Origin of the sequence: Pseudomonas sp. Gutcm_11s (assembly GCF_028649395.1) — a bacterium.
GTDB lineage: Bacteria > Pseudomonadota > Gammaproteobacteria > Pseudomonadales > Pseudomonadaceae > Aquipseudomonas.
Genome location: NZ_JAQSUW010000011.1, coordinates 35,386 through 57,073, shown reverse-complemented (window position 1 = coordinate 57,073; position 21,688 = coordinate 35,386). Strand labels below are relative to the sequence as shown.

The window sequence follows — 21,688 nt, the reverse complement described above, 5'->3', positions numbered from 1 at the left end:
CTGGCCAGGTGCCCAAGCGGCCGGCTAGAGTAGCGGCTCAGTCCAAGCCAGAGCCCCGTGCATGAACTTTCTGCGCCCTTCCCTGCTTGCCCTAGCCTGCCTCGCACTACCCGTCGGCGCCAGCGACCTGCCCTCACTGGGCGACTCCAGCTCATCCATCGTCTCGCCGGAGCAGGAGCACCGTCTCGGCCGCGCCTGGCTCAGCGTGCTGCGCGGCCAGGTCGACCAACTGTCCGACCCGCTGCTCAAGGACTACGTGGAAACCAGCGTCTACCGCCTGGCCGAGACCAGCCAGCTGGAAGACAAGCGCCTGGAGTTCGTCCTGCTCAACAGCCCGCAGATCAACGCCTTCGCCGCGCCCGGCGGCATCGTCGGGGTCAACGGCGGCCTGCTGCTGCATGCACAGACCGAGGCCGAGTACGCCTCGGTCATGGCCCACGAACTGGCGCACCTGTCGCAACGCCACTTCGCTCGCGGCCTCGAGGCGCAGCAACGCATGCAGGTGCCGGTGATGGCCGCCATGCTCGCCGGCATCGTCGCCGCCGCCGCCGGCGCCGGTGACGCCGGCATCGCCACCATCATGGGCGCCCAGGCCGCAGCCATTCAGGAGCAGCGCCGCTTCTCCCGGCAGAACGAACAGGAAGCCGACCGCATCGGCCTGCTCAATCTGGAGAAGGCCGGCTACGACCCCCGTGCCATGCCGAGCATGTTCGAGCGCCTGATGCGCCAGTACCGCTACGACTCCAAGCCGCCGGAATTCCTCCTCACCCACCCGGTGACCGAATCGCGTATCGCCGACACCCGCAACCGCGCGGAGCAGTATCCGGGCAGAGGGGTCGAGGACAGCCTGCGCTACCAGCTGATGCGCGCCCGCACCCAGCTGATGTTCGAGGAGACGCCAGGCATCGCCGCCAAGCGCTTCCGCGCCATGCTCGATGGCAACCCCAAGCTGGACGCCGCCCGCTATGGCCTGGCCCTGGCGCAGATCAAGGCCGGCCGCTTCGAGGAGGCCCGCAAGGATCTCAACGACCTGCTGGGCAAAGCCCCCAACGAGCTCACCTACAACCTGGCCATGGTCGACCTGGACGAGGGCAGCAACCGCCTGGCCGACGCCCGACAGCGCGTCGAACGCCTGCGCGGCCTGTACCCGGACAGCTATCCGCTGGAACAGGCGCGCATCGACCTGATGCTCAAGCAGAACCAGACCAAGGAAGCCGAAGCCGCCCTCGACCATCTGCTCACGCAGCGCGGCAACGATCCGGACGTCTGGTATCAGGTCGCCGAAGTGCGCGGCCTGACGCGCAACATCATCGGCCTGCACCGTGCTCGTGCCGAGTTCTTCGCCCTGGTCGGCGACTACGACCAGGCCCTGGAGCAACTCGACCTAGCCAAGCGCCGCGCCAGCAGCAACTTCCCCCTGGCCTCGCGCATCGACGCCCGCCAGCAGGAGCTGATGGAAGAGAAGCGCGCCCTGGAAAAGATGATGCGCTGATAACGCAGCCCATGAAAAAGCCCGGCATTGGCCGGGCTTTTCTTTGCGCGCGAGAAACTCAGGCGTTGCCAGCCAGTTTCAGTCGCGCCGCCTGGGTGAAGTCCAACATGCGCTTGAGCGGTTTGATCGCTCGCGGGATCAGCGCAGGCTCGACGAAGATCTCGTTGCTGCCCTCGCGCAGGCACTGCAAGGTGCGCTGCAGGGTGTTCATCGCCATCCACGGGCAATGCGCGCAGCTACGGCACGCCGCGCCGTTACCAGCAGTAGGCGCCTCGACAAAGACCTTGTCCGGGCACAGCTGCTGCATCTTGTAGAAGATGCCGCGATCGGTGGCGACGATGAAGGTCTTGTTCGGCAGCGTCTGCGCCGCCTTGATCAGCTGACTGGTAGAGCCCACAGCATCAGCCAGATCGATCACCGCTTCCGGCGATTCCGGGTGGACCAGGATGGCCGCATCCGGATGCAGCGCCTTCATGTCTTCCAGCTGCTTGGCCTTGAACTCTTCATGGACGATGCAGGCACCGTCCCACAGCAGCATGTCCGCGCCGGTCTCGCGCTGGATGTAGCGCCCCAGGTGCTGGTCAGGTGCCCAGAGGATCTTCTCGCCGTTGTCCATCAGGCTCTCGACGATCTCCAGCGCACAACTGGAGGTCACCACCCAGTCGGCACGCGCCTTCACCGCCGCCGAGGTATTGGCGTAGACCACCACGGTGCGGTCCGGATGCTGGTCGCAAAACGCCGAGAACTCGTCCACCGGGCAGCCCAGGTCGAGCGAACAGGTGGCGTCCAGGGTCGGCATCAACACGCGCTTTTCCGGGTTGAGGATCTTCGCCGTCTCGCCCATGAACTTGACCCCGGCCACCACCACGGTCTGCGCCTCGTGCTGGTTGCCGAAGCGGGCCATCTCCAGGGAGTCGGACACGCAGCCACCGGTTTCCTCGGCCAGAGCCTGGATCACCGGGTCGCAGTAGTAGTGGGCCACCAGCACGGCGTTCTGCTTCTTCAGCTCGGCAGCAATTTCGCTGCGGTAGAAGGCTTCTTCGTCGGCGGTCAGCGGCTTGGGCTGCTTGGCGGCGAGATGGGCCTGAACCAACAGGCGTTCGGAAATCTGGGTCATGTCATCAGGCTCTGAATATGCTTTCAGTGCAGTCGATTATACCCGCCAACGGTTCTGGCGAGAGAGCTCTGACGGGGAAGTGATGAGGGGTGACGCGAAGGAGGGAGTGGTGGGTCGTGTAGGATTCGAACCTACGACCAATTGGTTAAAAGCCAACTGCTCTACCGACTGAGCTAACGACCCAACGCGGAGCGCATGATACTGATTTAATTCAGGAAATCAACACCCCGCAGAAAATTTTAGGCGTAACGGGTCGGATCCGCCACTCCGGCCGCCACGAAACCGGCTGCGCGCAGGCGGCAGCTGTCGCATTTGCCGCAGGCACGGCCGTCGTCATCCGCCTGGTAGCAGGACACCGTCAGCCCGTAGTCCACGCCATGCTGCAGGCCGATCTGCACGATCTGCGCCTTGGACAGGTTCTGCAGCGGCGCCTGGATGCGGAAGCCACGCCCCTCCACGCCCTCGCGGGTCGCCAGATTGGCCACCCGCTCGAAAGCGGAGATGAACTCGGGCCGACAGTCCGGATAGCCGGAATAGTCCACGGCATTGACCCCGATGAAGATGTCATGGGCGCCCAGCACCTCGGCCCAGCCCAGGGCGAGGGAAAGAAATACCGTGTTGCGCGCCGGCACATAGGTAATCGGGATGCCCTCGGTAGGCGCCTCTGGCACGGCAATCGTGCTGTCGGTCAGGGCCGAACCACCCATGCCATTGAGGTTGAGGCCGATCACCTTGTGCTCGATCACACCCAGCTGCTGCGCCACCCGCTCGGCGGCCTGCAGCTCGGCGCGATGACGCTGGCCGTAATCGAAACTCATGCTGTAGCAGGCAAAGCCCGCCGCCTTGGCCTGGGCCAGGACGGTGGCCGAGTCCAGGCCACCGGATAGGAGTACAACGGCTTTCTTGTCGGTCATCTCAGTGCCCCGGCTCATCATTCCAAAGAATCTTGTGCAGCTGCAGCTGGAAACGCACCGGCAGGTTGTCGGCGACTATCCAGTCGGCCAGATCGCGCGCACTCACCTGCTGGTGGCTGGGCGAGAACAGCACCTCTCCAGCGCGCTCGTCCAGGCGGTACTCGATCAGCTTGCTCACAGCCCAGTCGTAGTCCTCTCGCGAGCAGATGACGAACTTGACCTGATCGTTGCGGGTCAGCTCGGCCATGTTGCTGTAGAGGTTGCGCGAAACTTCCTGGGAACCAGGCGTCTTCAGGTCGACCACACGACTGACACGCTTGTCGGTCGGGGCAATATCGATGGCACCGCTGGTTTCCAGGGAGACCTGGTAGCCGGCATCGCACAGGCGCTGCAACAGCAGCACGCAGTTGGGCTGGGCCAGCGGCTCGCCGCCGGTCACGCAGATATGGCGTGGTTTGTAGCTGGCTACACGCTCGAGGATGGCGTCCAGGCTCATGATTTCGCCGCCGCTGAAGGCGTAGGCGGTGTCGCAGTACTGGCAGCGTAGTGGGCAGCCAGTCAGGCGGACGAACACAGTGGGCAGGCCACTGGTCGCTGTCTCGCCCTGCAACGAGTAGAAAATCTCGGTAATGCGCAGGGTTGTTTGCATATCGGCACCGGGCGTGACGGCTAAACAGGCCATCCGCCTCCGTTGCGGGTGAATCGGGGCGGCGATTCTAAACGAAAAAATACCCGGGGTGATTTCCAGCGCCACGCCGACACATGGCAGGAAACAAAAAGCCCGCGACTAGCGCGGGCTTTCCGACGGAGGGCATACCGACTCAGGGCAGGCGCTGTAGATCACGCTGTGCCAGTTGGGCAGCCGACGAGCCGGGGTATTGGGCGATCAGCTGCTGCAGGATGCCCTTGGCGCGATCGGTGTTACCCATGCGCTGCTCGACATCGGCCAGCTTGAACAGCGAGTCCGGCACCTTGGCGTGGGTCGGATAGCTGGCGGCGACCTGAGCGAAGGCCTTGCCGGCGCCCTGCAGGTTGCCCTGGGCCAGGTTGACCTCACCCAGCCAGTACTGGGCGTTGCCGGCGTACTGGCTCTGCGGGAACTTGCGCAGGAAACCTTCGAAGGCCTGGCTGGCCTTGGCGAAATCCTTGGCCTTGATCAGGTCGAAGGCAGCGTCGTAATACAGCTTTTCCTTCGCCGGGTCGGCCGGTTCGTTGCTGGCTGCCGGAGCCTGCTGGGCAGGGGCAGCGGGAGTGCCGGCGGCGTTGATCGCGCCATCGGCCGGGGAATTCTGTGCAGGTGCCTGTTGTGCACCGGCGGCACCGCCTTGCAGGCGGCTGTCGAGATCCTGATAACGCGCCTGGCTCTCTTGCTTGAGGCGTGCGATCTCGTTCTGCTGCTCTTCAACCTGACCGCGCAGCTGCGCAATGTCCTGTTGCATCTGCTGCAGTTGCATGAACAGTTCGCCCTGCGCCGAAACCGGGGCGGCTGCCCCAGTTCCGGCGTAGGCGCCGCTCGTACCGTAACCGACTGGTGGATAGCTGCTACCGGAGCCGCCATCTACCACGGGAACCTCCGCCACTGCCGCGAGCGGCAGAGCGAAGATCAGAGAGGTCAGGATACGAGGGCACTTACGCATAGCGAATTACTTGCGCAGTTCGACGCGACGGTTCTGAGCCCAGGAGGACTCGTCGCTGCCGGTAGCAACCGGACGCTCTTCACCGTAGGAAACCAGTTCCAGCTGAGCCGGGGAAACGCCCTGCAGAACCAGGTAGCGCTGAACGGCCTTGGCACGACGCTCGCCCAGAGCCATGTTGTACTCGCGGGTGCCGCGCTCGTCGGTGTGGCCTTCCAGAACGACGCGAGCGCCGTTGCCTTTCAGGTCCTTGGCGTGTACGTCCAGAGCGCGCATGGCTTCCGGCTTCAGGTCGGAGCTGTCGTACTCGAAGTAGAAGGTGGTGATGGCGCGCAGAGCAGCTTCTTCGCTCAGAGCACCGTCAACGCCGCTGCCGCCAGCGTTGTAGCCAGCGTTCGGGTCAACAGCGCCTTCGCCGGAAGCGTCGCCGCCTTTGGACGAGCAACCAACAGCCACGGCCAGAGCCAGGCTCAGTGCGGCAAATTTGCCAAATTTCAGCATTTCCATGGTGTAGCTCCTAATGAGTTCTAGGTGTTTTTTACAGCAGAAAATCGTGATACCGCATCAGTTCAGGAAGGGCGACCAGGAAGGTTCCCGGACATCACCTTGCGCGGTGGGAATCGGGAGCCTGACACGCCCGTTGGTGGACACGAGCATCAGCACTCCCCGGCCCTGCTGGCGGGTGGCGTAGATTAGCATGGTGCCATTGGGCGCAACAGTGGGCGAGTCGTCCAGGCTGGTCTCCGAAAGGATGCGCAGGCGACTGGTCACCAGGTCCTGAGCGGCCACCTTGAAGTTGGTGAAACCATCCTGACGATGGATCATCACCAGCGTCTTCTCGTCAGCCGAGAGTTTCGGGTTGGCGTTGTAGTTACCGGTGAAGGTCACGCGCTGCGCTGCGCCACCGGAGATGCTCTGCTTGTAGATCTGCGGCTTGCCGGCGCGGTCGCTGGTGAAGTACAGGGTCTGCCCGTCTTTACCCCAGAATGGCTCGGTCTCGATCGAGCCGGAGTTGGTCACGCGCTGGATCTGGCGCGAGCCCAGGTCCATCACGTAGATCTCCGGGTTGCCGTCCTTGGACAGCACGAAGGCCAGGCGATTGCCGTCCGGCGAGAACGCCGGTGCGCCATTGAGGCCTTCGAAGTTGGTCAGCTGCTCGCGACGACCGGTATCAATGTGCTGCATGAAGATACGCGGGCGGCGCTGCTCGAACGACACATAAGCGATGCGACGACCATCCGGCGCATAGCGCGGCGACAGGATCGGCTCGCGCGACTGCAGCAGGGTCACACCGCGGGCGCCGTCGTAGTCGGACCGCTGCAGGGTGTAGCGGGTGTTGTTCACGCCGAAACGCTCGGCAGTGACATAGAGCATCTTGGTGGAGAAGGCGCCCTTGATGCCGGTCAGCTTCTCGAAGGACTGATCGGCAATGTGGTGCGCCATGTCACGCAGCTGGTCGGTGGTACCACCGACGGTACCGGCCACCACTTGCTGCTGGGTCGCCACGTTGAACAGGGCGAACTGCACCTGCAGGCGCGCGCCGTTCGGCACGATGCTGCCGACCATCACGTACTGGGCACCCAGAGCCTGCCAGTCGCGATAGATGATCTCGGCCGCCGAGGTCGGCAGGCTGATCATGTTCTGCCGCGGGATCGGCTCGTACATGCCGCTGTTGCGCAGGTCGTTGCCGATGATGGTGGACAGGTCCTCGGGCAGCACGGAGCCGCCCTGCCAGCCGAAGGGCACCACGGCGATGGGGATGGCGCGATCGCTACCGGTGGTAACCACCAGTGGGTCCGCCGCCTGCACCGAACCGACCAACAGGGTCAGGCCGAGCAGAGCAATACGAATCAAGGTATTCACAGAGACAAATCCTCCGGTTTGAAAATCATCCGCCGCTGACGGTACATGGCGTTGAAGGTTGCACTATCCAGCTGTTGCATTTCCGGAATACGCACGACGTTCTTCACAGCCGCCACGGCGGAGTTGTCGAACGGCGCGTCGCCGCTGGAACGGGTAACCGAGGCGTTGACGATGGTGCCGTCCGGCAGCATCTGGATCATCACCTCGACACTCATCCCGTTGCGCGCCGATGGCGGACGCTGCCACTGCTCGCTGACCAGCTTGATGATCAGGTCATCGAGACTACCCGCGACCTGATCACCCACTTCATCGGCCAGCGCCTGCTGACGTTCGGTGGTGTCGCCCAGCAGCTCCGCCAACGCTTGCGCCTTCTTGTCTTCGGCGGCCTTGCGTGCGGCCTCCTGGGCCTTTTTCTTCTTCGCAGCCTCGGCAGCCGCCGCTTTCTTCTTGGCGTCTTCCGCGGCTTTTTTCTTCGCCTGCTCGGCCGCTTTCTTGCGAGCCTCCTCGGCGGCAGCCTTTTTCTTCTCTTCCTCGGACTTCTTCTTGGCGATGTCGGCCTGCTTCTTCTGCTCGGCCGCCTTCTTCGCCTCGTCGGCTTTCTTGGCCTCGGCCTGCTTCTTCGCCTCAGCCTGTTTGGCCGCCTCGACTTTCTTTTGTTCCGCCGCTTCCTGCTTCTGCTGCTCTTCCTTCTTGGTCTCGAGCTGCTCCACCTCGTACTGGCGCGCCTTGGTCTTCTGGGCTTCGCCGGCAATCTTCTGATTGGTCTGGGTGGTCGCCTGGCTCTGCGACTTCAGCTGGTAAAGGGTAGCCTGCACGATCGGGCGCGCCGGTGGCAGTTCCGGCGCGAAGTGGAAGCTGACGAACAGCATGGCGAACAGCAGGACGTGGATCGACACCGCCCAGACCGTTGGCCAGAAGTAGCTTTCCGAGGAGGAGCGAACGCTCTTCTGCTGCATCAGGGCGCCTCGGTGATCAGCCCGACGTTACCCACGCCGGCTTCCTGCAGGCCACCCATCACGGCCATGACCGAGCCGTAGTCCACGGCCTTGTCGCCACGCACGAAGACCTGGACCTTCTTACCCTGGCCGGCGTTCTGGTTCATGATCGCGCTGACCGTCTGCACCAGCGCCGGCAGGGCCGTAGCGGTCTCGCTAGCCTTGCTCTGGTCCGGATCGACTTCCTCGCCCATGTTCCAGTAATAGGTCTTGTCGGCCTTGATCGAGATGGTCAGCACACGGGAGTTGTTGTCCTGCGGCAGTACCTCGCTGGAGACCTTGGGCAGGTCGACCTTGACGCCCTGGTTGAGCATCGGCGCGGTCACCATGAAGATCACCAGCAGCACCAGCATCACGTCGATATACGGCACGACGTTCATCTCGGCGACTGGCTTGCGTCTGTTGCGGATTCTGGCCATTGGCTGAGCCTCACTCGTCCGAGGTGTGGACCTTGCGGTGCAGGATGGCCTGGAACTCGTCGGCAAAGGTGTAGTAACGACCGATCAGACGATCACCTTGCGCCGAGAAGCGGTTGTAGGCGATGACCGCCGGGATGGCGGCGAACAGACCGATAGCGGTGGCGATCAGCGCCTCGGCGATACCCGGGGCCACGGTGGCCAGGGTCGCCTGCTGCACCTGAGCCAGGCCGCGGAAGGAGTTCATGATGCCCCACACGGTACCGAACAGGCCGACATAGGGGCTGGTAGAACCGACGGTGGCAAGGAACGGCAGGCTGGTTTCCAGCTTTTCTTCTTCACGCGAGATAGCAACGCGCATGGCACGAGCCACGCCGTCCATCACCGCATCCGGGTCGACGCCCGGTTGCTGGCGCAGGCGGGAGAACTCCTTGAAGCCAGCGCGGAAGATCTGCTCGACGCCGCAGTCCGGGTCCGGATTGCTGCCGGCCTGGCGATACAGCTTGGACAGGTCGATCCCCGACCAGAAGCGCTCCTCGAACACCTCGAGGGACTTCTTCGCCGCGCGCAGCATGGTGCTGCGCTGGAAGATCATGATCCAGGACACCACCGAGGCGGCCACCAGGGCGAGCATGACCAGTTGCACCACCAGACTGGCGTTGCTGATCAGGCTCCACATCGACATATGGTCAACGGCGTTGGCTGTTGCTTCCACGCTACTCTCCTACCGATCCTGCTGTGACTGTACCCATGCCCGCCGCGAAGGCTGCGCGCAGCGCTTCGGGGATGGCACGGGGTTTCAAATTGTCGGCCCGCACGCAGGCCACCACGAACTGCCCCTCGCAGAGCAGTGCCTCATCCGTTGCCCGCCGTACCTGTTGACGAAAGCGCAGGCTGGCACGGTTTAACTCCATCACCTCGGCAGTGACAAAAATCTCGTCGTCCAACCTGGCCGGCGCGTGGTAGCGCGCCTCGGCGGAATGCACGACGAACAGGAGGTTCTCGCCCACCAGCTGCGACTGGGCAAAACCCAGATTACGCAGGCACTCGGTACGAGCCCGCTCCATGAACTTGAGGTAATTGACGTAGTAGACGATGCCGCCAGCGTCGGTGTCCTCGTAATACACCCGACACTTGAGGGCAAAAGGCTGGGCCTCGTTTTGCGCGCGCATACTCTAGTGTTTACTCCTGGCCTTGCCAATCCGGGCAAGCCGTTGTTTTGCAACTATTCGTCGCCGCCGAACAGGTCCGCGACCGGGGCGTCGCCCAGGCGCTTCGGCAGATTGAGCCCAAAGTGCAGGTAGGCATGCCGCGTCACCACCCTACCCCGCGGCGTACGCATGATGTAACCCTGCTGAATCAGGTACGGCTCGAGCACGTCCTCGATGGTACCGCGCTCCTCGCCAATGGCAGCGGCCAGGTTGTCGATACCCACCGGGCCGCCGTCGAACTTGTCGATCATCGCCAGCAGTAGACGGCGGTCCTGGTGGTCGAAGCCACGTTCGTCGACATCCAGCATGTTCAGTGCCTGATCGGCGATCTCGCGGCTGATCTGCCCACTGGCACGCACCTCGGCGAAGTCGCGCACGCGGCGCAAGAGGCGATTGGCAATACGCGGCGTGCCACGGGCGCGGCGAGCGATCTCGAAGGCCCCCTCAGGATCGATGGTCAGACCGAGAATGCCGGCCGAACGGCTGACGATGGTGGCAAGGTCCGCGCTGGAGTAGAACTCCAGGCGCTGGACGATACCGAAGCGGTCGCGCAACGGGTTGGTCAGCATGCCCGCACGGGTAGTGGCGCCAACCAGGGTGAAGGGCGGCAGGTCCAGCTTGATCGAGCGCGCGGCAGGGCCTTCGCCAATCATGATGTCGAGCTGGAAGTCCTCCATCGCCGGGTACAGCACCTCCTCGACCACGGGCGAGAGGCGATGGATCTCGTCGACGAACAGCACGTCGCCCGGTTCCAGGTTGGTCAACAGCGCAGCCAAGTCGCCCGGGCGTTCCAGCACCGGGCCCGAGGTGCTCTTGATCGACACGCCCATTTCCTGGGCGATGATGTTGGCCAGGGTGGTCTTGCCCAGGCCGGGCGGGCCGAAGATCAGCGTGTGATCGAGGGCCTCCTGGCGATTCTTGGCGGCCTGAATGAACAGCTCCATCTGCTCGCGCACCACCGGCTGACCGATGTACTCAGCCAGCTTGAGCGGGCGAATCGCGCGGTCCAGCTGCTCGTCGCGCTCACGGGCGCTGGCGGTGATCAGGCGGTCGGCGTCTATCACTTCTTACACCATTCCTTTCAGGGCACGGCGGATCAGCTCTTCGCTGGACAGCCCTTCTTCCTTTACAGCGGCCACGGCCTTGCTGGCCTCCTGCGGCTTGAAGCCGAGCGAGATCAGGGCGCTGACGGCATCGCTCTCCGCGCTTGAGACTGCCACGCCGGCGCGGGGTTCCACTACCAGTGGAGCGATGGACGGCATGGTCTCCCAGGCCTTGAAGCGATCCTTGAGCTCCACCAGCAGGCGCTCGGCGGTCTTCTTGCCGACACCGGGGATCTTCACCAAGGTCGAAGTGTCCTGAGCCTGCACACAGCGCACCAGCTCATCCACCTCCAGGCCGGACATCAACGCCAGGGCCAGCTTGGGACCCACGCCATTGAGCCGGATCAGCTCACGGAACAGCTCACGCTCGCGCTTTTCGGCGAAGCCATAGAGCAGATGCGCATCCTCGCGCACCACCAGATGAGTGTGCAGCGTCACCGGCTGCCCCACCGCCGGCAGGCGATAGAGGGTGGTCATCGGCACTTCCACTTCGTAGCCGACGCCGTTGACGTCGAGGATCAGGTGCGGCGGCTGCTTCTCTGCCAGATTGCCCTTGAGGCGTCCGATCACGAATTCGTTTCCTTTTGTTTACAGGCGCAGGCGCCCGCTGCGGCGCTTAGCGCCGAGCAGGTTGTGCGGAATCAGGCTCTGCCGGTGATGGGCGTGGCAGAGAGCGATGGCCAGGGCGTCGGAGGCGTCGATCTGCGGCTTCTGCACCAGCTTGAGCAGGTGCATCACCATCATCATCACCTGCTGCTTGTCGGCGCCGCCGGTGCCGGCAATCGCCTGTTTGACCTGGCTGGCGGTGTACTCGTTGACGTCCAGCCCCGCCTCGATGCTGGCGACGATGGCTGCGCCACGGGCCTGACCGAGCTTGAGCGCCGAATCGGCGTTCTTCGCCATGAACACCTGCTCGATGCCCATGGTCACCGGGCCATGCTGGCGAATCACCTCGCTGACCCCGCGGAACACCACCTGCAGACGCTCGGCGAGCGAGCCATCACCGGTGCGAATGCAACCGGAAGCGACGTACTCGCAGCCGCGCCCGGTGTCGCGTACCACGCCGTAGCCGGTGATGCGCGAGCCGGGGTCGATGCCAAGGATCAGGGTCATGCAGCGTTGCGCTCCGCAGGCCGTAGCACTGTCTATTTATCCAGCCGCGAGTATACGGAGCGGCGCGCATATAAAAAAGCCGGAAGCGCATGAGCGGCTTCCGGCTTTTTAGTGCAACGAGAGCGCAGTGGAGATCAGTCCAGCTGCTCCATGAGCTCGTCGGGAATTTCCGCGTTGTGGTAGACGTTCTGCACGTCATCCAGGTCTTCGAGCATGTCGATCAGCTTGAGCACCTTCTTGGCGGTCTCCAGGTCAGCAATCGGCGCCATGGTCGAGGGGATCATGGCCACCTCGGCCTCTTCGCCCTTGAACCCGGCGACGGTCAGCGCCTCGTTGACCGCGAGGAAGTCGGCGAAGCTGGTCGACACCAAGGCCGAACCATCCTCACCCATCTCCACGTCGTCGGCGCCGGCTTCCAGGGCCGCCTCCATCAGCGCATCCTCGCTCACGCCTGGGGCGAAGCTGATCTGCCCCTTGCGCTCGAACATGTAGGCCACCGAGCCGTCGGTACCCAGGTTGCCGCCACACTTGGTGAAGGCATGGCGCACGTCGGCGGCGGTACGGTTGCGGTTGTCGGTCATGGCCTCGACGATGATCGCCACGCCACTCGGCGCATAGCCCTCGTAGCTCAGCTCGGTCATGTTGTCGGCTTCGGTGTTACCGGCACCGCGAGCGATCGCACGATCGATCACATCACGCGACATGTTGGAGGTCAGTGCCTTGTCCACCGCCAGACGCAGACGCGGGTTGTCCGCCGGCACGCCACCGCCATGCTTGGCGGCCACGGTCAGCTCACGAATCAGCTTGGTGAAGATCTTGCCGCGCTTGGCGTCCTGACGACCCTTGCGGTGCCTGATGTTGGCCCATTTGGAATGACCGGCCATAACTCACTCCGTTTCTTTCAATCGATTTTGTCGTACCTGAAATGCAAGGAGCCTGGCATGCCAGGCTCCTGTTGCTACCGCTTACTCAGCCTTGGGCTGTTCGCGCAGGCGGATATGCAGCTCGCGCAGCGCCTTGGCATCGACGATGCCCGGGGCCTGGGTCATGACGCAGGCCGCGCTCTGGGTTTTCGGGAAGGCGATCACTTCACGAATCGAGCTGGCGCCGGTCATCAGCATGACCAGGCGGTCCAGACCGAAGGCCAGGCCGCCGTGGGGCGGAGCACCGAACTTGAGGGCGTCGAGCAGGAAGCCGAACTTCTCCTGCTGCTCGTCTTCGCTGATGCCCAGCACGCGGAACACGGTCTGCTGCATGGCCTTATCGTGGATACGGATCGAACCGCCACCCAGCTCGGTACCGTTGAGCACCATGTCGTAGGCACGGGACAGAGCAGCTGCCGGGTTGGCCTCCAGCTCTTCCGGGGTGCACTTGGGCGCGGTGAACGGGTGGTGCATGGCGGTCAGGCTGCCGTCGTCATTTTCCTCGAACATCGGGAAGTCGACGACCCACAGCGGGGCCCACTCGCAGGTCAGCAGGTTGAGGTCGTGGCCGACCTTGATGCGCAGCGCGCCCAGAGCATCGCAGACGACCTTGGCCTTGTCGGCACCGAAGAACACGATGTCGCCATCGACGGCGCCAACGCGGTCGAGGATGACCTTGAGGTTATCTTCCGGGATGAACTTGACGATCGGCGACTGCAGGCCTTCTACGCCCTTGGCGCGCTCGTTGACCTTGATGTAGGCCAGACCCTTGGCGCCGTAGTTGCCGACGAACTTGGTGTAGTCGTCGATCTGGCTACGCGGCATGGAGGCAGCGCCCGGTACGCGCAGGGCAGCGACGCGGCCCTTCGGATCGTTGGCCGGGCCGGAGAACACCTTGAACTCGACACCCTGCAGCTGATCGGCAACGTCAACCAGCTCCAGCGGAATACGCAGGTCCGGCTTGTCGGAGCCGAAGCGACGCATGGCTTCGGCCAGGGTCATGTGCGGCAGCTCGCCGAATTCCAGGTCCAGCACTTCCTTGAACAGGTTGCGGATCATGGTTTCGGTGATGCCCATGATGTCGCTTTCATCGAGGAAGCTGGTCTCGATGTCGATCTGAGTGAATTCCGGCTGGCGGTCGGCGCGCAGGTCTTCGTCGCGGAAGCACTTGGCGATCTGGTAGTAACGGTCGAAGCCGGCCACCATCAGCAGCTGCTTGAACAGCTGCGGGGACTGCGGCAGAGCGAAGAAGCTACCGGCATGGGTACGGCTCGGTACCAAGTAGTCGCGCGCGCCTTCCGGAGTGGCACGGGTCAGGATCGGGGTTTCGACGTCGAGGAAGCCGTTGTCGTCGAGGTAGCGGCGGATGCTGCTGGTGATGCGCGAACGCAGCTTCAGCTTCTCGGCCATTTCCGGGCGACGCAGGTCGATGAAGCGGTAGCGCAGGCGGGTTTCTTCACCCACATCGCTGTATTCGTTGAGCGGGAACGGCGGAGTTTCCGCCTCGTTCAGCACTTCCAGCTCGTAGCCGAGCACTTCGATGGCACCGGAGGCCATGTTGGCGTTGCGCGCGCCTTCGGGGCGTACACGCACCTTGCCGACGATCTTGACCACGTATTCGCTGCGCACGCGGTCAGCCTTGGCGAAAGTCTCGGCGCGGTCCGGGTCGAACACCACCTGGGCCAGGCCTTCACGGTCACGGATGTCGAGGAAGATCACGCCACCATGGTCGCGACGGCGGTGGACCCAGCCGCAAAGGGTGACTTCCTGGCCGTCCAGGCTCTCGTTCAACTGGCCGCAATAGTGGCTGCGCATCATGGTCGTGGTTCGCTTCTCTAGATCAGTCTTGAATTCGCGCCCGGCCGGCCCGGGCTCGCCCTGCAGGTAAATAGCAGGCATTTTCTTCAATTTGCAGGGGAAAGCCGACCAATGGCGCCAAGCGTCTCGATCGCTGCACTTTCCGCTTCCGCAGACAAGGGGCGGGATTATATAGGGTTAATCGCACCGGTGCAGCCGGGCTTTCTATACTGAGAATCCAGCCCCGCGGAGAGCTCCCATGGCCATGCCCCGCCCCGCCGACGTCCCCAGCGACCTGCTGGAGGAATTTCGCCTCGACACCGCCGAGCATCTGCCGCGTTGCGAGCAGTTGCTGATCGAACTGGAAAGCCACCCCCAGGACGGCTCGCGGCTGCGTGAACTGTTCCGCCTGGTGCACACCATCAAAGGCAGCCTCGGCTATGTGGAGCTGAATCACCTGCTGCCCCTGCCCCAGGCCATGGAAGACGTACTCGACCGCCTGCGCGAAGGCAGCTTGCAATTCGACAGCCTGCTCGGCGACATCCTGCTGTTGAGCCTGGACCAGTTGCGCAATCTGATAGATGCCGCGCTCGGTCGGGCCGAGATGCCAAACCAGCAGCAGATAGCCAGCCAATGCCAGGCCCTGCAGGCCCTGGCCAGTGCCCCAGAGGCACGGCAGACCGAGATCCGCCGCACCCTGCTCCAGCACCTGGACCCGGAGACGCGCCTGCAGCCGGTGGAGATCGGCCACGGCCAGATCTCGCAGCTTCTGGCGGAACACGGCATCGAAGCCAGCGCCGACCTGGAGTTCTTCGCAGAGCTGATGACCGCCAGCGAACATCGCTCTCCCTACTGGCATGGCCGCGGCCTGCGCCTGCTGAGCCTGGCGCTGGGCATGAACGAAACCGCCGGGCAGCCGGTAGAGCCGGAGCAGCTGGCCGCTGCGGTATGCCTGCACGACCTGGGCATGGCCTTCCTGCCGCTGGACCTGCTGCACAAGGAGGGCGAATTGAACCGCGAGGAACGCAAGCAGATACAGTCCCACCCACGCCAGGCCTGCGAACTGCTCAAACGCATGCCCGCCTGGGACGCCGCCGGCGAAATCATCCTGCAACACCAGGAACATGCCGACGGCAGCGGCTACCCCAAGGGCCTGCACGAAGACGAGATACACCCCGGCGCGCTGCTACTGAACATCGCCGACACCTTCGACGCCCGCACCCACGAGCGCGCCCATCAGACCATGAGCAAACGCCCCCGCCTGCGCGCCATCCTCGAGATCAACAACCTGGCCGACCAGCAATTCAGCGCCTACTGGGTGGAAATCTTCAATCGCACCCTGCAACTGCGACCGGAACTAGCACACCGGTGATAGACGGAACCGCAGCGGCGCTCATAGTTTCCAAGCATTGCCTTCATTGACATAGATCGGGCAGGACGGCGCATCCCCTGTGATAGGCTCCCAACCATTACGGGAGCGCCTAGCCCGGCTACTTTTAAGAGCCTGAAGAGGAGTAATAAGGTATGGAAATCAATATCGGCATCGCCGAACAGGACCGCGCAGCCATCGCCGAAGGACTGTCGCGCCTGCTGGCCGACACCTACACCCTGTATCTGAAGACCCACAACTTCCACTGGAACGTCACCGGCCCGATGTTCAACACCCTGCACCTGATGTTCGAAGGGCAGTACACCGAACTGGCCCTGGCCGTGGACGCCATCGCCGAGCGCATCCGCGCACTGGGCTTCCCGGCGCCTGGCACCTATGCGGCCTATGCACGCCTGTCCTCGATCAAGGAAGAGGAAGGCGTACCGACCGCCGACGAGATGATCAAGCTGCTGGTACAAGGCCAGGAAGCCGTCGTACGCACCGCCCGCGGCATCTTCCCGCTGCTGGACAAGGTCAGCGACGAGCCGACCGCTGACCTGCTGACCCAGCGCATGCAGGTCCATGAGAAGACCGCCTGGATGCTGCGCAGCCTGCTGGCCGCCTAAGCAGCCCCAGCATCGACAACAGAGGCCCGGCTAGTCCGGGCCTTTTGCTAGGCGAAGCCCCCATGACTACTCTATCCTTTGCCTATTCCTCCCATCGCCACAGTGACGTGCATGAGCCAGCCCCCCAAAGCCCCCTCCCTCCTCGAGCTCTACCCCGAAGAGACCCGCGAGGCAGCTGATCTGCTCAAGCAAGCCGTCCCCCAGATGGTACGCCACGACATTCCGCCAAATCCGGTGCATTACGCGCTCTGGTACAGCTACTGCCAGGGCAATGCCCCCGAACTTAATCGTCGCCTGGACAAGATCGTCAAAGACTTCACCAGCTTCCCCCCGGAAACGGCGGTCAAGCTGTTCCGTGAGTTCGTCATTCGCGGCGAACTGGAAGAGGCCCGCGCTGGCCAGCAACAGGTAATCACCCTGGTCGACGACATAGAAGTCGATGTACAGCGCAGCGTGAGCGGCAGCCAGCATTACCAGTCCAGCCTCTCCCAAGGCCTCGCCGCCCTGCAGGAGCCGATAGTCGACGACCTGCCCGGCGTCCTCAGCGACCTGCAACTGAGCACTCAGCATATGCAGGAGCAGCAGGAGAAATTTCTCTACCGGCTGCGCTCCGCCCAGTCGGAAATCCAGAACCTGCGTAGCCAGCTGGAGCGTGCCCAGGCTGCCGCCACTCTGGACAGCCTGACCCATGTATTCAACCGCCACGCCTTCACCCGCCTGCTGGAGCAGGCTCTGGCGGGCGACACCAAGGGCCTGGCCCTGGTGATGCTGGATATCGATCACTTCAAGCAGTTCAACGACCAGTACGGCCATCCGCTCGGCGACCGTGTACTGCAGCATGTCGGCCAGCTTATGCGCGAACTGCTCCCGGCCCGGGGAGTAGCCGCACGCTACGGCGGCGAAGAGTTCTGCGTGATTCTGCAGGACTGCTTCGATCTGGAGACTGCAGGCGAGTTCGCCGAACAACTGCGTCTGAAGATCCAGGCCCTGCGGGTCAAGGTACGCAGCACCGACAAGATACTGGACAGCATCACCGCCTCCTTCGGCCTGGCGCTAGCCGAGACGGGCGACACCTTCGAGAGCCTGGTCACCCGGGCCGACGATGCGCTTTACCAGGCCAAACGCAACGGCCGTAACCAGATCCACCCCTCGACCCCAGAACCTGCCCTAACCGCTTGATTTGAGTAGGCATCCCCTTTGCGGTTAAATAGCCGCGGTGTCGCATTGCTGCGACATAGGCGGAGCACATCACCCATTCACCGGGCCGGCTCCGCTCCTCGATAGCCATCTCGAACAAGCGAGCTCCTTGACCATGTTGAAGATCGTTCACCTGATCACAGGCGGCGGCGCCCTGCTGCTGTCCTTCGCCCCCAGCCTGCGCAACGACGCACTGCCTTACCTGCAACAACCCGATGCCATCTACCTGGCCCTGCTCGGCCTGACCAACCTGATCGTCGCCGCCCTCCTGCCCGCCCGCCACGACGGCGCACGCAACCAACTGCAGGCCCTGGCCTCCGCGATGCTGGTATTCGCCTGCGTACTGCAAGCACTGATTCTACTGGCCCCACTGGCACAGATCGGCAACCAGCCCGCTGTAGCGCTAACCCTTGCCACCCTGCTGGTCGCCACCGCCCTGCACCTGGCCAGCAACCTCGGCAAACGCACGCCACGCGCCTATGTCCCACCCCGCGAGAGCGATGACAGCCGCGAGAGCGGTACCGTCAAGTGGTTCAACACCTCCAAGGGCTTCGGCTTCATTTCCCGTGACAGCGGCGATGACATATTCGTCCACTTCCGCGCCATCCGCGGTGAAGGCCACCGAATCCTGGTCGAAGGCCAGCGCGTCCAATTCTCCGTAATGCAGCGCGACAAGGGCCTGCAGGCCGAAGACGTGATAGTCGCCCTCCCCGGCCAACGCTGATATCTCCGCCCAACAAAAAAGCCCGCTTAAAGCGGGCTTTTTCATGACATCAATAATGTGGCGGCGGCGCATCACCCTCGGCAATACCGAACTGCCCCGCCATATCCTCCTGCCGCCGAGCCAGCGAAGCGATCTGCAACTGCAAGCGATCCAGCGCAAGCCGCTGTTCCACCACCACATCGTTCAGCGTGGCGATCACGTCGTCCTGAAACGCCAGACGAGTCTCCAACTCGACGACACGAGACTCCAGATCCATGCCTCAGCCCTCCACAAACTGAAAGTCGTTGGCGAGCACCAACCGCAGGCGCTCACGAACATCGGCCAACTCCAGCTCGGAATAAGCTCGAGCGGGGTGCTTGCCCCATACCGGAGCAGGCCAGGCCAAGTCCTCGCGACGACGCACTATCACGTGCATGTGCAACTGGCTCACCACATTGCCAAGAGTGGCAACGTTCATCTTGTCGGCGACAAAGGCGTCCTTGAGAACCTCAGCCAAGCGCGTGGTTTCCAGCCACAGCTGCTTCTGATCAGCGTTATCCAGCTGGAACAGCTCGCTCACAGCCTCACGGCGAGGCACCAGAATGAACCAGGGATAGTTGGCGTCATTCATCAGCAGCAACCGACACAGGGGGAAGTCCCCCAGAACCAGCGTGTCCTGCTGCAAGCGGGAATCAAGGCTAAACATCTATACGTCCTCCGAACGAACCAAGGCGCGCAGCATAGCGGCATGAGCGACGCTGTTCATCCGCATACTAATCCTCTCCTGCCGTGACAATCGCCCGAAACGCGCGCCCAGCAGCACCTCGAGCATGGAACGGCAAAACAGCGCCCCAAAATCGAGCAAAAATCAGCCAGTCACGCCCAAAAAACGCACACACCCACAAAGAGTTTCGTTACCGGCGAGTAGATTCCGCCACCGCAACCAATACCGGTAACACCGGAAGAGCCACTACGCTGGAGATTACCAACTACCGGAGCACCTCCGTGCCACGCCAGACCTCCAGCCGAAACGGCTCCAAGCGACAACTGGAAAAAGCCACCGACAAACAGTGGAAATATCACTTTGTGCATGGAAGTTGCTTAGAGACCAGCACCGTCGCCATCGGCATGCCTGAGAATGACTTGCAACGCCCTAAGCGATTGGATTTGCAGTCTTTTTCAAAGGCATCCGAAACGGGAAGATGGGCGGCAAAAATCTACAGATTTGCGACGTCAAAAATGTAAATTTGCGACGCGCATGTGAAGAACTCGTAGAGAATCAATGATATCTGTCGCCAACTTAAGTCACCGTGCTATAAGTTAGCGCCGACACAAAAAGAAAGAGCCGCCCAGACAAAAAGATATCGGGTAGCACAACTCTTCTAAACCAAAGGAGCAATCACAATGCAAGTGATGAAGTGGAGCGCACTGGCTCTGGCCGTGACCGCCGGTACCACCCAACTGGCTTTCGCCAGCGCACAGTCCGAGTCCAAGGGCTTCGTTGAAGACAGCAGCCTGAACCTGCTGCTGCGCAACACCTACTGGAACCGCGACTACAACCACGGTCAAGATGACCGCAAAACCTGGGGCCAAGCTTTCATCGGCACCTATGAGTCCGGCTTCACCCAAGGCACCGTTGGTGTCGGCGTTGACGCTTTCGGCCTGCTGGGTCTGAAACTCGACGGCGGCCAAGCTGACATGTTCCCGGGCGAAGAAAAAGACTGGGACGACTCCGTTGGCCAAGCCGGCGCCGCTGTCAAAGTCCGCTTCTCCAACACTGTGATCAAGTACGGCGATCAAATGCCGAGCCTGCCGGTTCTGGCCTATGACGATTCCCGCCTGCTGCCGCAAAGCTTCACCGGCACCATGGTTACCAGCAGCGAAATCGAAGGTCTGGAACTGAACGCCGGCCGCTTCACCGCTGCCAGCCCGATGGCCAGCGCCGCTCGTGACGACGGCCGCCTGAAGAGCATCGACGTAGCTGGTGGTAGCTACCAGTTCACCGACGACCTGAGCGCCGCCCTGTACTACTCCGACATCGAAGATGTCGCCAAGAAGTACTACGCCAACGTGAACTACACCATTCCGCTGGCCGAAGAGCAGGCTCTGAACTTCGACTTCAACATCTACAAAACCAAGTATGAGGACGACACCACTGCGTCGGATCTCTTCTTCGGTAACGGCGTTGAAGGCGACGACAACACCATCTTCAGCCTGGCCGGTAAGTACAGCGTTGGCGCCCACGCCTTCATCCTGGCCTACCAGCAAAACAGCGGTGACGTCGGCTACGCCTACGACATCGGCGACGGCGGTAGCGCGATTTGGCTGTCCAACTCCTACTACTCCGACTTCAACAACGCCGACGAGAAATCCTGGCAGGCCAGCTATGAGCTGGACTTCGCTGGCTACGGCGTACCGGGTCTGAGCTGGAAAACCGCTTACGTCTACGGCTACGACATCAACTATGGTGGCGAAGACGACGCCAAAGAGCGCGAGTTCTTCAACCAGGTCAAGTACACCATCCAAAGCGGCGCCGCGAAGGACCTGTCCTTCAAAGTGCGTAACTCGATCTATCGTACCGATACCAACTTCTCGAACGATCTGAACGAGTGGCGTCTGTTCGCAGAGTACCCGCTGGAAATCCTGTAAGGATTTCTTCGAGTACACTCGAAACAGTAAAAGAAACCCGGCCTAGGCCGGGTTTCTTGTTTTCGCGCGCAAGAATTTATTGCGCAAATACCTGTTCACTAGAGCGGTAAAGCGTAAGTCCCGGTGACATGCGCGACCAGCTCATCCTCTTCGCCCAGCGAAAAGAGCTGCACCTCGCACACCGCCTGGCGTCGTGACAAACGCAGGATGCGCGCTTCGGCGATCAGATCGACCGGCTTCGGTCTAGCCAGGAAGTTGATATTGAGATTGGCCGTTACTGCCATCTCCACCCTGCCCAACCGCCCCAGAACCACCGCATACATCGCCGCATCGGCGAGCGACATGATGGTTGGCCCCGACACAGTTCCACCAGGGCGCACCAGCTTGCCCTGGAAAGGCACCCGAGCCACCGCCTTCTCCGCATCCAGATGATCGATACGCAGATCGATGTCCTCGGCCATCGGCACGCCGGCGCGAATCAACGCCTGCACCTGATCAGCGGTCAACTCCGCCATGCTCAACTCCCGGTCCGTCCTGTACGCCACATGGCTGGCACCGTACAATGC

Annotated in this window: 24 protein-coding genes, 1 tRNA gene and 2 pseudogenes; 8 read left to right on the top strand and 19 right to left on the bottom strand. The window is 62.6% G+C overall.

The features are described from left to right. The first annotated feature begins 61 nt into the window (after positions 1-61). Positions 62-1,492 (top strand): M48 family metalloprotease, encoded by a 1,431-nt coding sequence (locus PTT45_RS07120; protein ID WP_273812342.1) that lies wholly within the window; start codon positions 62-64, stop codon positions 1,490-1,492. A 58-nt stretch (positions 1,493-1,550) separates the two neighbouring features. Here PTT45_RS07120 and nadA read toward each other — a convergent pair whose 3' ends face one another. The 16 genes from nadA to aspS all read right to left on the bottom strand — a co-directional run bounded on the left by nadA (position 1,551) and on the right by aspS (position 14,599). Continuing rightward, the gene (nadA, locus tag PTT45_RS07115; protein ID WP_273812341.1) at positions 1,551-2,609 is read right to left on the bottom strand and encodes a quinolinate synthase NadA; all 1,059 of its coding nucleotides are present in this window, start codon (positions 2,607-2,609) and stop codon (positions 1,551-1,553) included. A 107-nt stretch (positions 2,610-2,716) separates the two neighbouring features. Next, positions 2,717-2,792: transfer RNA gene (locus PTT45_RS07110), tRNA-Lys, on the bottom strand. 56 nt (positions 2,793-2,848) lie between these two features. Continuing rightward, positions 2,849-3,523 carry a 7-cyano-7-deazaguanine synthase QueC gene (gene queC / locus PTT45_RS07105; protein WP_273812340.1) on the bottom strand — a complete coding sequence of 225 codons (675 nt, stop codon included), beginning with the start codon at positions 3,521-3,523 and terminating at the stop codon, positions 2,849-2,851. A gap of 1 nt (position 3,524) precedes the next feature. Next, a complete protein-coding gene (gene queE, locus PTT45_RS07100) occupies positions 3,525-4,172 on the bottom strand; it encodes a 7-carboxy-7-deazaguanine synthase QueE (RefSeq protein WP_273812338.1) in 648 nt (215 codons plus the stop codon). Between the two features lie 172 nt (positions 4,173-4,344). Next, the gene (ybgF, locus tag PTT45_RS07095; RefSeq protein ID WP_273812337.1) at positions 4,345-5,160 is read right to left on the bottom strand and encodes a tol-pal system protein YbgF; all 816 of its coding nucleotides are present in this window, start codon (positions 5,158-5,160) and stop codon (positions 4,345-4,347) included. A 6-nt stretch (positions 5,161-5,166) separates the two neighbouring features. Beyond that, positions 5,167-5,664, bottom strand: coding sequence for a peptidoglycan-associated lipoprotein Pal (pal, locus tag PTT45_RS07090; RefSeq protein ID WP_043311502.1), 498 nt, complete (start codon positions 5,662-5,664; stop codon positions 5,167-5,169). Between the two features lie 57 nt (positions 5,665-5,721). Next, a complete protein-coding gene (gene tolB / locus PTT45_RS07085) occupies positions 5,722-7,020 on the bottom strand; it encodes a Tol-Pal system beta propeller repeat protein TolB (protein WP_273812336.1) in 1,299 nt (432 codons plus the stop codon). After that, positions 7,017-7,976: a cell envelope integrity protein TolA gene (gene tolA / locus PTT45_RS07080; RefSeq protein WP_273812335.1), complete on the bottom strand. Its 960-nt coding sequence runs from the start codon at positions 7,974-7,976 to the stop codon at positions 7,017-7,019. Before tolA ends, tolB begins: the two co-directional genes overlap by 4 nt. Then, positions 7,976-8,434, bottom strand: coding sequence for a protein TolR (gene tolR / locus PTT45_RS07075; protein ID WP_273812334.1), 459 nt, complete (start codon positions 8,432-8,434; stop codon positions 7,976-7,978). The genes tolA and tolR overlap by 1 nt, the downstream gene beginning before the upstream one ends. Before the next feature lie 10 nt (positions 8,435-8,444). Next, on the bottom strand, positions 8,445-9,116 hold the full coding sequence (tolQ, locus tag PTT45_RS07070; RefSeq protein WP_273812786.1) for a protein TolQ: 672 nt from the start codon (positions 9,114-9,116) through the stop codon (positions 8,445-8,447). Positions 9,117-9,147: 31 nt separating this feature from the next. Continuing rightward, positions 9,148-9,603: a tol-pal system-associated acyl-CoA thioesterase gene (gene ybgC, locus PTT45_RS07065; protein WP_273812333.1), complete on the bottom strand. Its 456-nt coding sequence runs from the start codon at positions 9,601-9,603 to the stop codon at positions 9,148-9,150. Between the two features lie 53 nt (positions 9,604-9,656). Further along, positions 9,657-10,706 carry a Holliday junction branch migration DNA helicase RuvB gene (gene ruvB, locus PTT45_RS07060; RefSeq protein ID WP_043311496.1) on the bottom strand — a complete coding sequence of 350 codons (1,050 nt, stop codon included), beginning with the start codon at positions 10,704-10,706 and terminating at the stop codon, positions 9,657-9,659. Positions 10,707-10,709: 3 nt separating this feature from the next. Continuing rightward, positions 10,710-11,315, bottom strand: a complete 606-nt coding sequence (ruvA, locus tag PTT45_RS07055; protein WP_273812332.1) for a Holliday junction branch migration protein RuvA — start codon at positions 11,313-11,315, stop codon at positions 10,710-10,712. Positions 11,316-11,333: 18 nt separating this feature from the next. Further along, positions 11,334-11,858 (bottom strand): crossover junction endodeoxyribonuclease RuvC, encoded by a 525-nt coding sequence (ruvC, locus tag PTT45_RS07050; RefSeq protein ID WP_043311494.1) that lies wholly within the window; start codon positions 11,856-11,858, stop codon positions 11,334-11,336. 134 nt (positions 11,859-11,992) lie between these two features. Continuing rightward, entirely contained in the window at positions 11,993-12,742 is a 750-nt protein-coding gene (locus PTT45_RS07045; RefSeq protein WP_273812331.1) for a YebC/PmpR family DNA-binding transcriptional regulator, read from the bottom strand. 81 nt (positions 12,743-12,823) lie between these two features. After that, complete coding sequence (gene aspS, locus PTT45_RS07040) at positions 12,824-14,599, bottom strand: aspartate--tRNA ligase (protein WP_273812330.1); 1,776 nt, start codon at positions 14,597-14,599, stop codon at positions 12,824-12,826. Between the two features lie 238 nt (positions 14,600-14,837). On the opposite strand from aspS, the gene PTT45_RS07035 reads away from it, so the two are divergent. The 5 genes and pseudogenes from PTT45_RS07035 to PTT45_RS07020 form a co-directional block, all read left to right on the top strand. Continuing rightward, a complete protein-coding gene (locus PTT45_RS07035) occupies positions 14,838-15,950 on the top strand; it encodes an HD domain-containing phosphohydrolase (protein ID WP_273812329.1) in 1,113 nt (370 codons plus the stop codon). Positions 15,951-16,102: 152 nt separating this feature from the next. Next, complete coding sequence (locus tag PTT45_RS07030) at positions 16,103-16,573, top strand: Dps family protein (RefSeq protein ID WP_043311489.1); 471 nt, start codon at positions 16,103-16,105, stop codon at positions 16,571-16,573. A 111-nt stretch (positions 16,574-16,684) separates the two neighbouring features. Continuing rightward, on the top strand, positions 16,685-17,752 hold the full coding sequence (locus PTT45_RS07025; RefSeq protein WP_273812324.1) for a GGDEF domain-containing protein: 1,068 nt from the start codon (positions 16,685-16,687) through the stop codon (positions 17,750-17,752). Between the two features lie 133 nt (positions 17,753-17,885). Continuing rightward, positions 17,886-18,158: pseudogene (locus tag PTT45_RS22260) on the top strand (cold shock domain-containing protein membrane protein); the annotation flags it as partial. Positions 18,159-18,278: 120 nt separating this feature from the next. Then, positions 18,279-18,494 (top strand): annotated as a pseudogene (locus PTT45_RS07020) (cold-shock protein); the annotation flags it as partial. A 49-nt stretch (positions 18,495-18,543) separates the two neighbouring features. On the opposite strand, the gene PTT45_RS07015 reads toward PTT45_RS07020, so the two are convergent. Both PTT45_RS07015 and PTT45_RS07010 read right to left on the bottom strand, forming a co-directional pair. Next, complete coding sequence (locus PTT45_RS07015; protein ID WP_273812323.1) at positions 18,544-18,750, bottom strand: SlyX family protein; 207 nt, start codon at positions 18,748-18,750, stop codon at positions 18,544-18,546. A 3-nt stretch (positions 18,751-18,753) separates the two neighbouring features. Then, on the bottom strand, positions 18,754-19,179 hold the full coding sequence (locus PTT45_RS07010) for an HIT family protein (protein ID WP_273812322.1): 426 nt from the start codon (positions 19,177-19,179) through the stop codon (positions 18,754-18,756). A 299-nt stretch (positions 19,180-19,478) separates the two neighbouring features. Between PTT45_RS07010 and PTT45_RS07005 the strand changes: the two genes are divergently transcribed. Together PTT45_RS07005 and PTT45_RS07000 are read left to right on the top strand one after the other, a co-directional pair. After that, positions 19,479-19,718, top strand: coding sequence for a hypothetical protein (locus PTT45_RS07005; RefSeq protein ID WP_273812320.1), 240 nt, complete (start codon positions 19,479-19,481; stop codon positions 19,716-19,718). Between the two features lie 159 nt (positions 19,719-19,877). Further along, on the top strand, positions 19,878-21,122 hold the full coding sequence (locus PTT45_RS07000; protein ID WP_273812319.1) for an OprD family porin: 1,245 nt from the start codon (positions 19,878-19,880) through the stop codon (positions 21,120-21,122). 98 nt (positions 21,123-21,220) lie between these two features. On the opposite strand, the gene PTT45_RS06995 is transcribed toward PTT45_RS07000, so the two are convergent. Then, positions 21,221-21,628, bottom strand: a complete 408-nt coding sequence (locus tag PTT45_RS06995) for a PaaI family thioesterase (protein ID WP_273812784.1) — start codon at positions 21,626-21,628, stop codon at positions 21,221-21,223. Between the last annotated feature and the right edge of the window lie 60 nt (positions 21,629-21,688).

Bases quoted from the DNA above. Each gene is read 5' to 3' on its own strand.
- PTT45_RS07120 (WP_273812342.1), top strand. From the start codon at position 62: ATGAACTTTCTGCGCCCTTCCCTGCTTGCCCTAGCCTGCCTCGCACTA.
- nadA (WP_273812341.1), bottom strand. From the start codon at position 2,609: ATGACCCAGATTTCCGAACGCCTGTTGGTTCAGGCCCATCTCGCCGCC.
- queC (WP_273812340.1), bottom strand. From the start codon at position 3,523: ATGACCGACAAGAAAGCCGTTGTACTCCTATCCGGTGGCCTGGACTCG.
- queE (WP_273812338.1), bottom strand. From the start codon at position 4,172: ATGCAAACAACCCTGCGCATTACCGAGATTTTCTACTCGTTGCAGGGC.
- ybgF (WP_273812337.1), bottom strand. From the start codon at position 5,160: ATGCGTAAGTGCCCTCGTATCCTGACCTCTCTGATCTTCGCTCTGCCG.
- pal (WP_043311502.1), bottom strand. From the start codon at position 5,664: ATGGAAATGCTGAAATTTGGCAAATTTGCCGCACTGAGCCTGGCTCTG.
- tolA (WP_273812335.1), bottom strand. From the start codon at position 7,976: ATGCAGCAGAAGAGCGTTCGCTCCTCCTCGGAAAGCTACTTCTGGCCA.
- tolR (WP_273812334.1), bottom strand. From the start codon at position 8,434: ATGGCCAGAATCCGCAACAGACGCAAGCCAGTCGCCGAGATGAACGTC.
- tolQ (WP_273812786.1), bottom strand. From the start codon at position 9,116: ATGTCGATGTGGAGCCTGATCAGCAACGCCAGTCTGGTGGTGCAACTG.
- ybgC (WP_273812333.1), bottom strand. From the start codon at position 9,603: ATGCGCGCGCAAAACGAGGCCCAGCCTTTTGCCCTCAAGTGTCGGGTG.
- ruvC (WP_043311494.1), bottom strand. From the start codon at position 11,858: ATGACCCTGATCCTTGGCATCGACCCCGGCTCGCGCATCACCGGCTAC.
- PTT45_RS07045 (WP_273812331.1), bottom strand. From the start codon at position 12,742: ATGGCCGGTCATTCCAAATGGGCCAACATCAGGCACCGCAAGGGTCGT.
- aspS (WP_273812330.1), bottom strand. From the start codon at position 14,599: ATGATGCGCAGCCACTATTGCGGCCAGTTGAACGAGAGCCTGGACGGC.
- PTT45_RS07035 (WP_273812329.1), top strand. From the start codon at position 14,838: ATGGCCATGCCCCGCCCCGCCGACGTCCCCAGCGACCTGCTGGAGGAA.
- PTT45_RS07030 (WP_043311489.1), top strand. From the start codon at position 16,103: ATGGAAATCAATATCGGCATCGCCGAACAGGACCGCGCAGCCATCGCC.
- PTT45_RS07025 (WP_273812324.1), top strand. From the start codon at position 16,685: ATGAGCCAGCCCCCCAAAGCCCCCTCCCTCCTCGAGCTCTACCCCGAA.
- PTT45_RS07015 (WP_273812323.1), bottom strand. From the start codon at position 18,750: ATGGATCTGGAGTCTCGTGTCGTCGAGTTGGAGACTCGTCTGGCGTTT.
- PTT45_RS07010 (WP_273812322.1), bottom strand. From the start codon at position 19,179: ATGTTTAGCCTTGATTCCCGCTTGCAGCAGGACACGCTGGTTCTGGGG.
- PTT45_RS07000 (WP_273812319.1), top strand. From the start codon at position 19,878: ATGCAAGTGATGAAGTGGAGCGCACTGGCTCTGGCCGTGACCGCCGGT.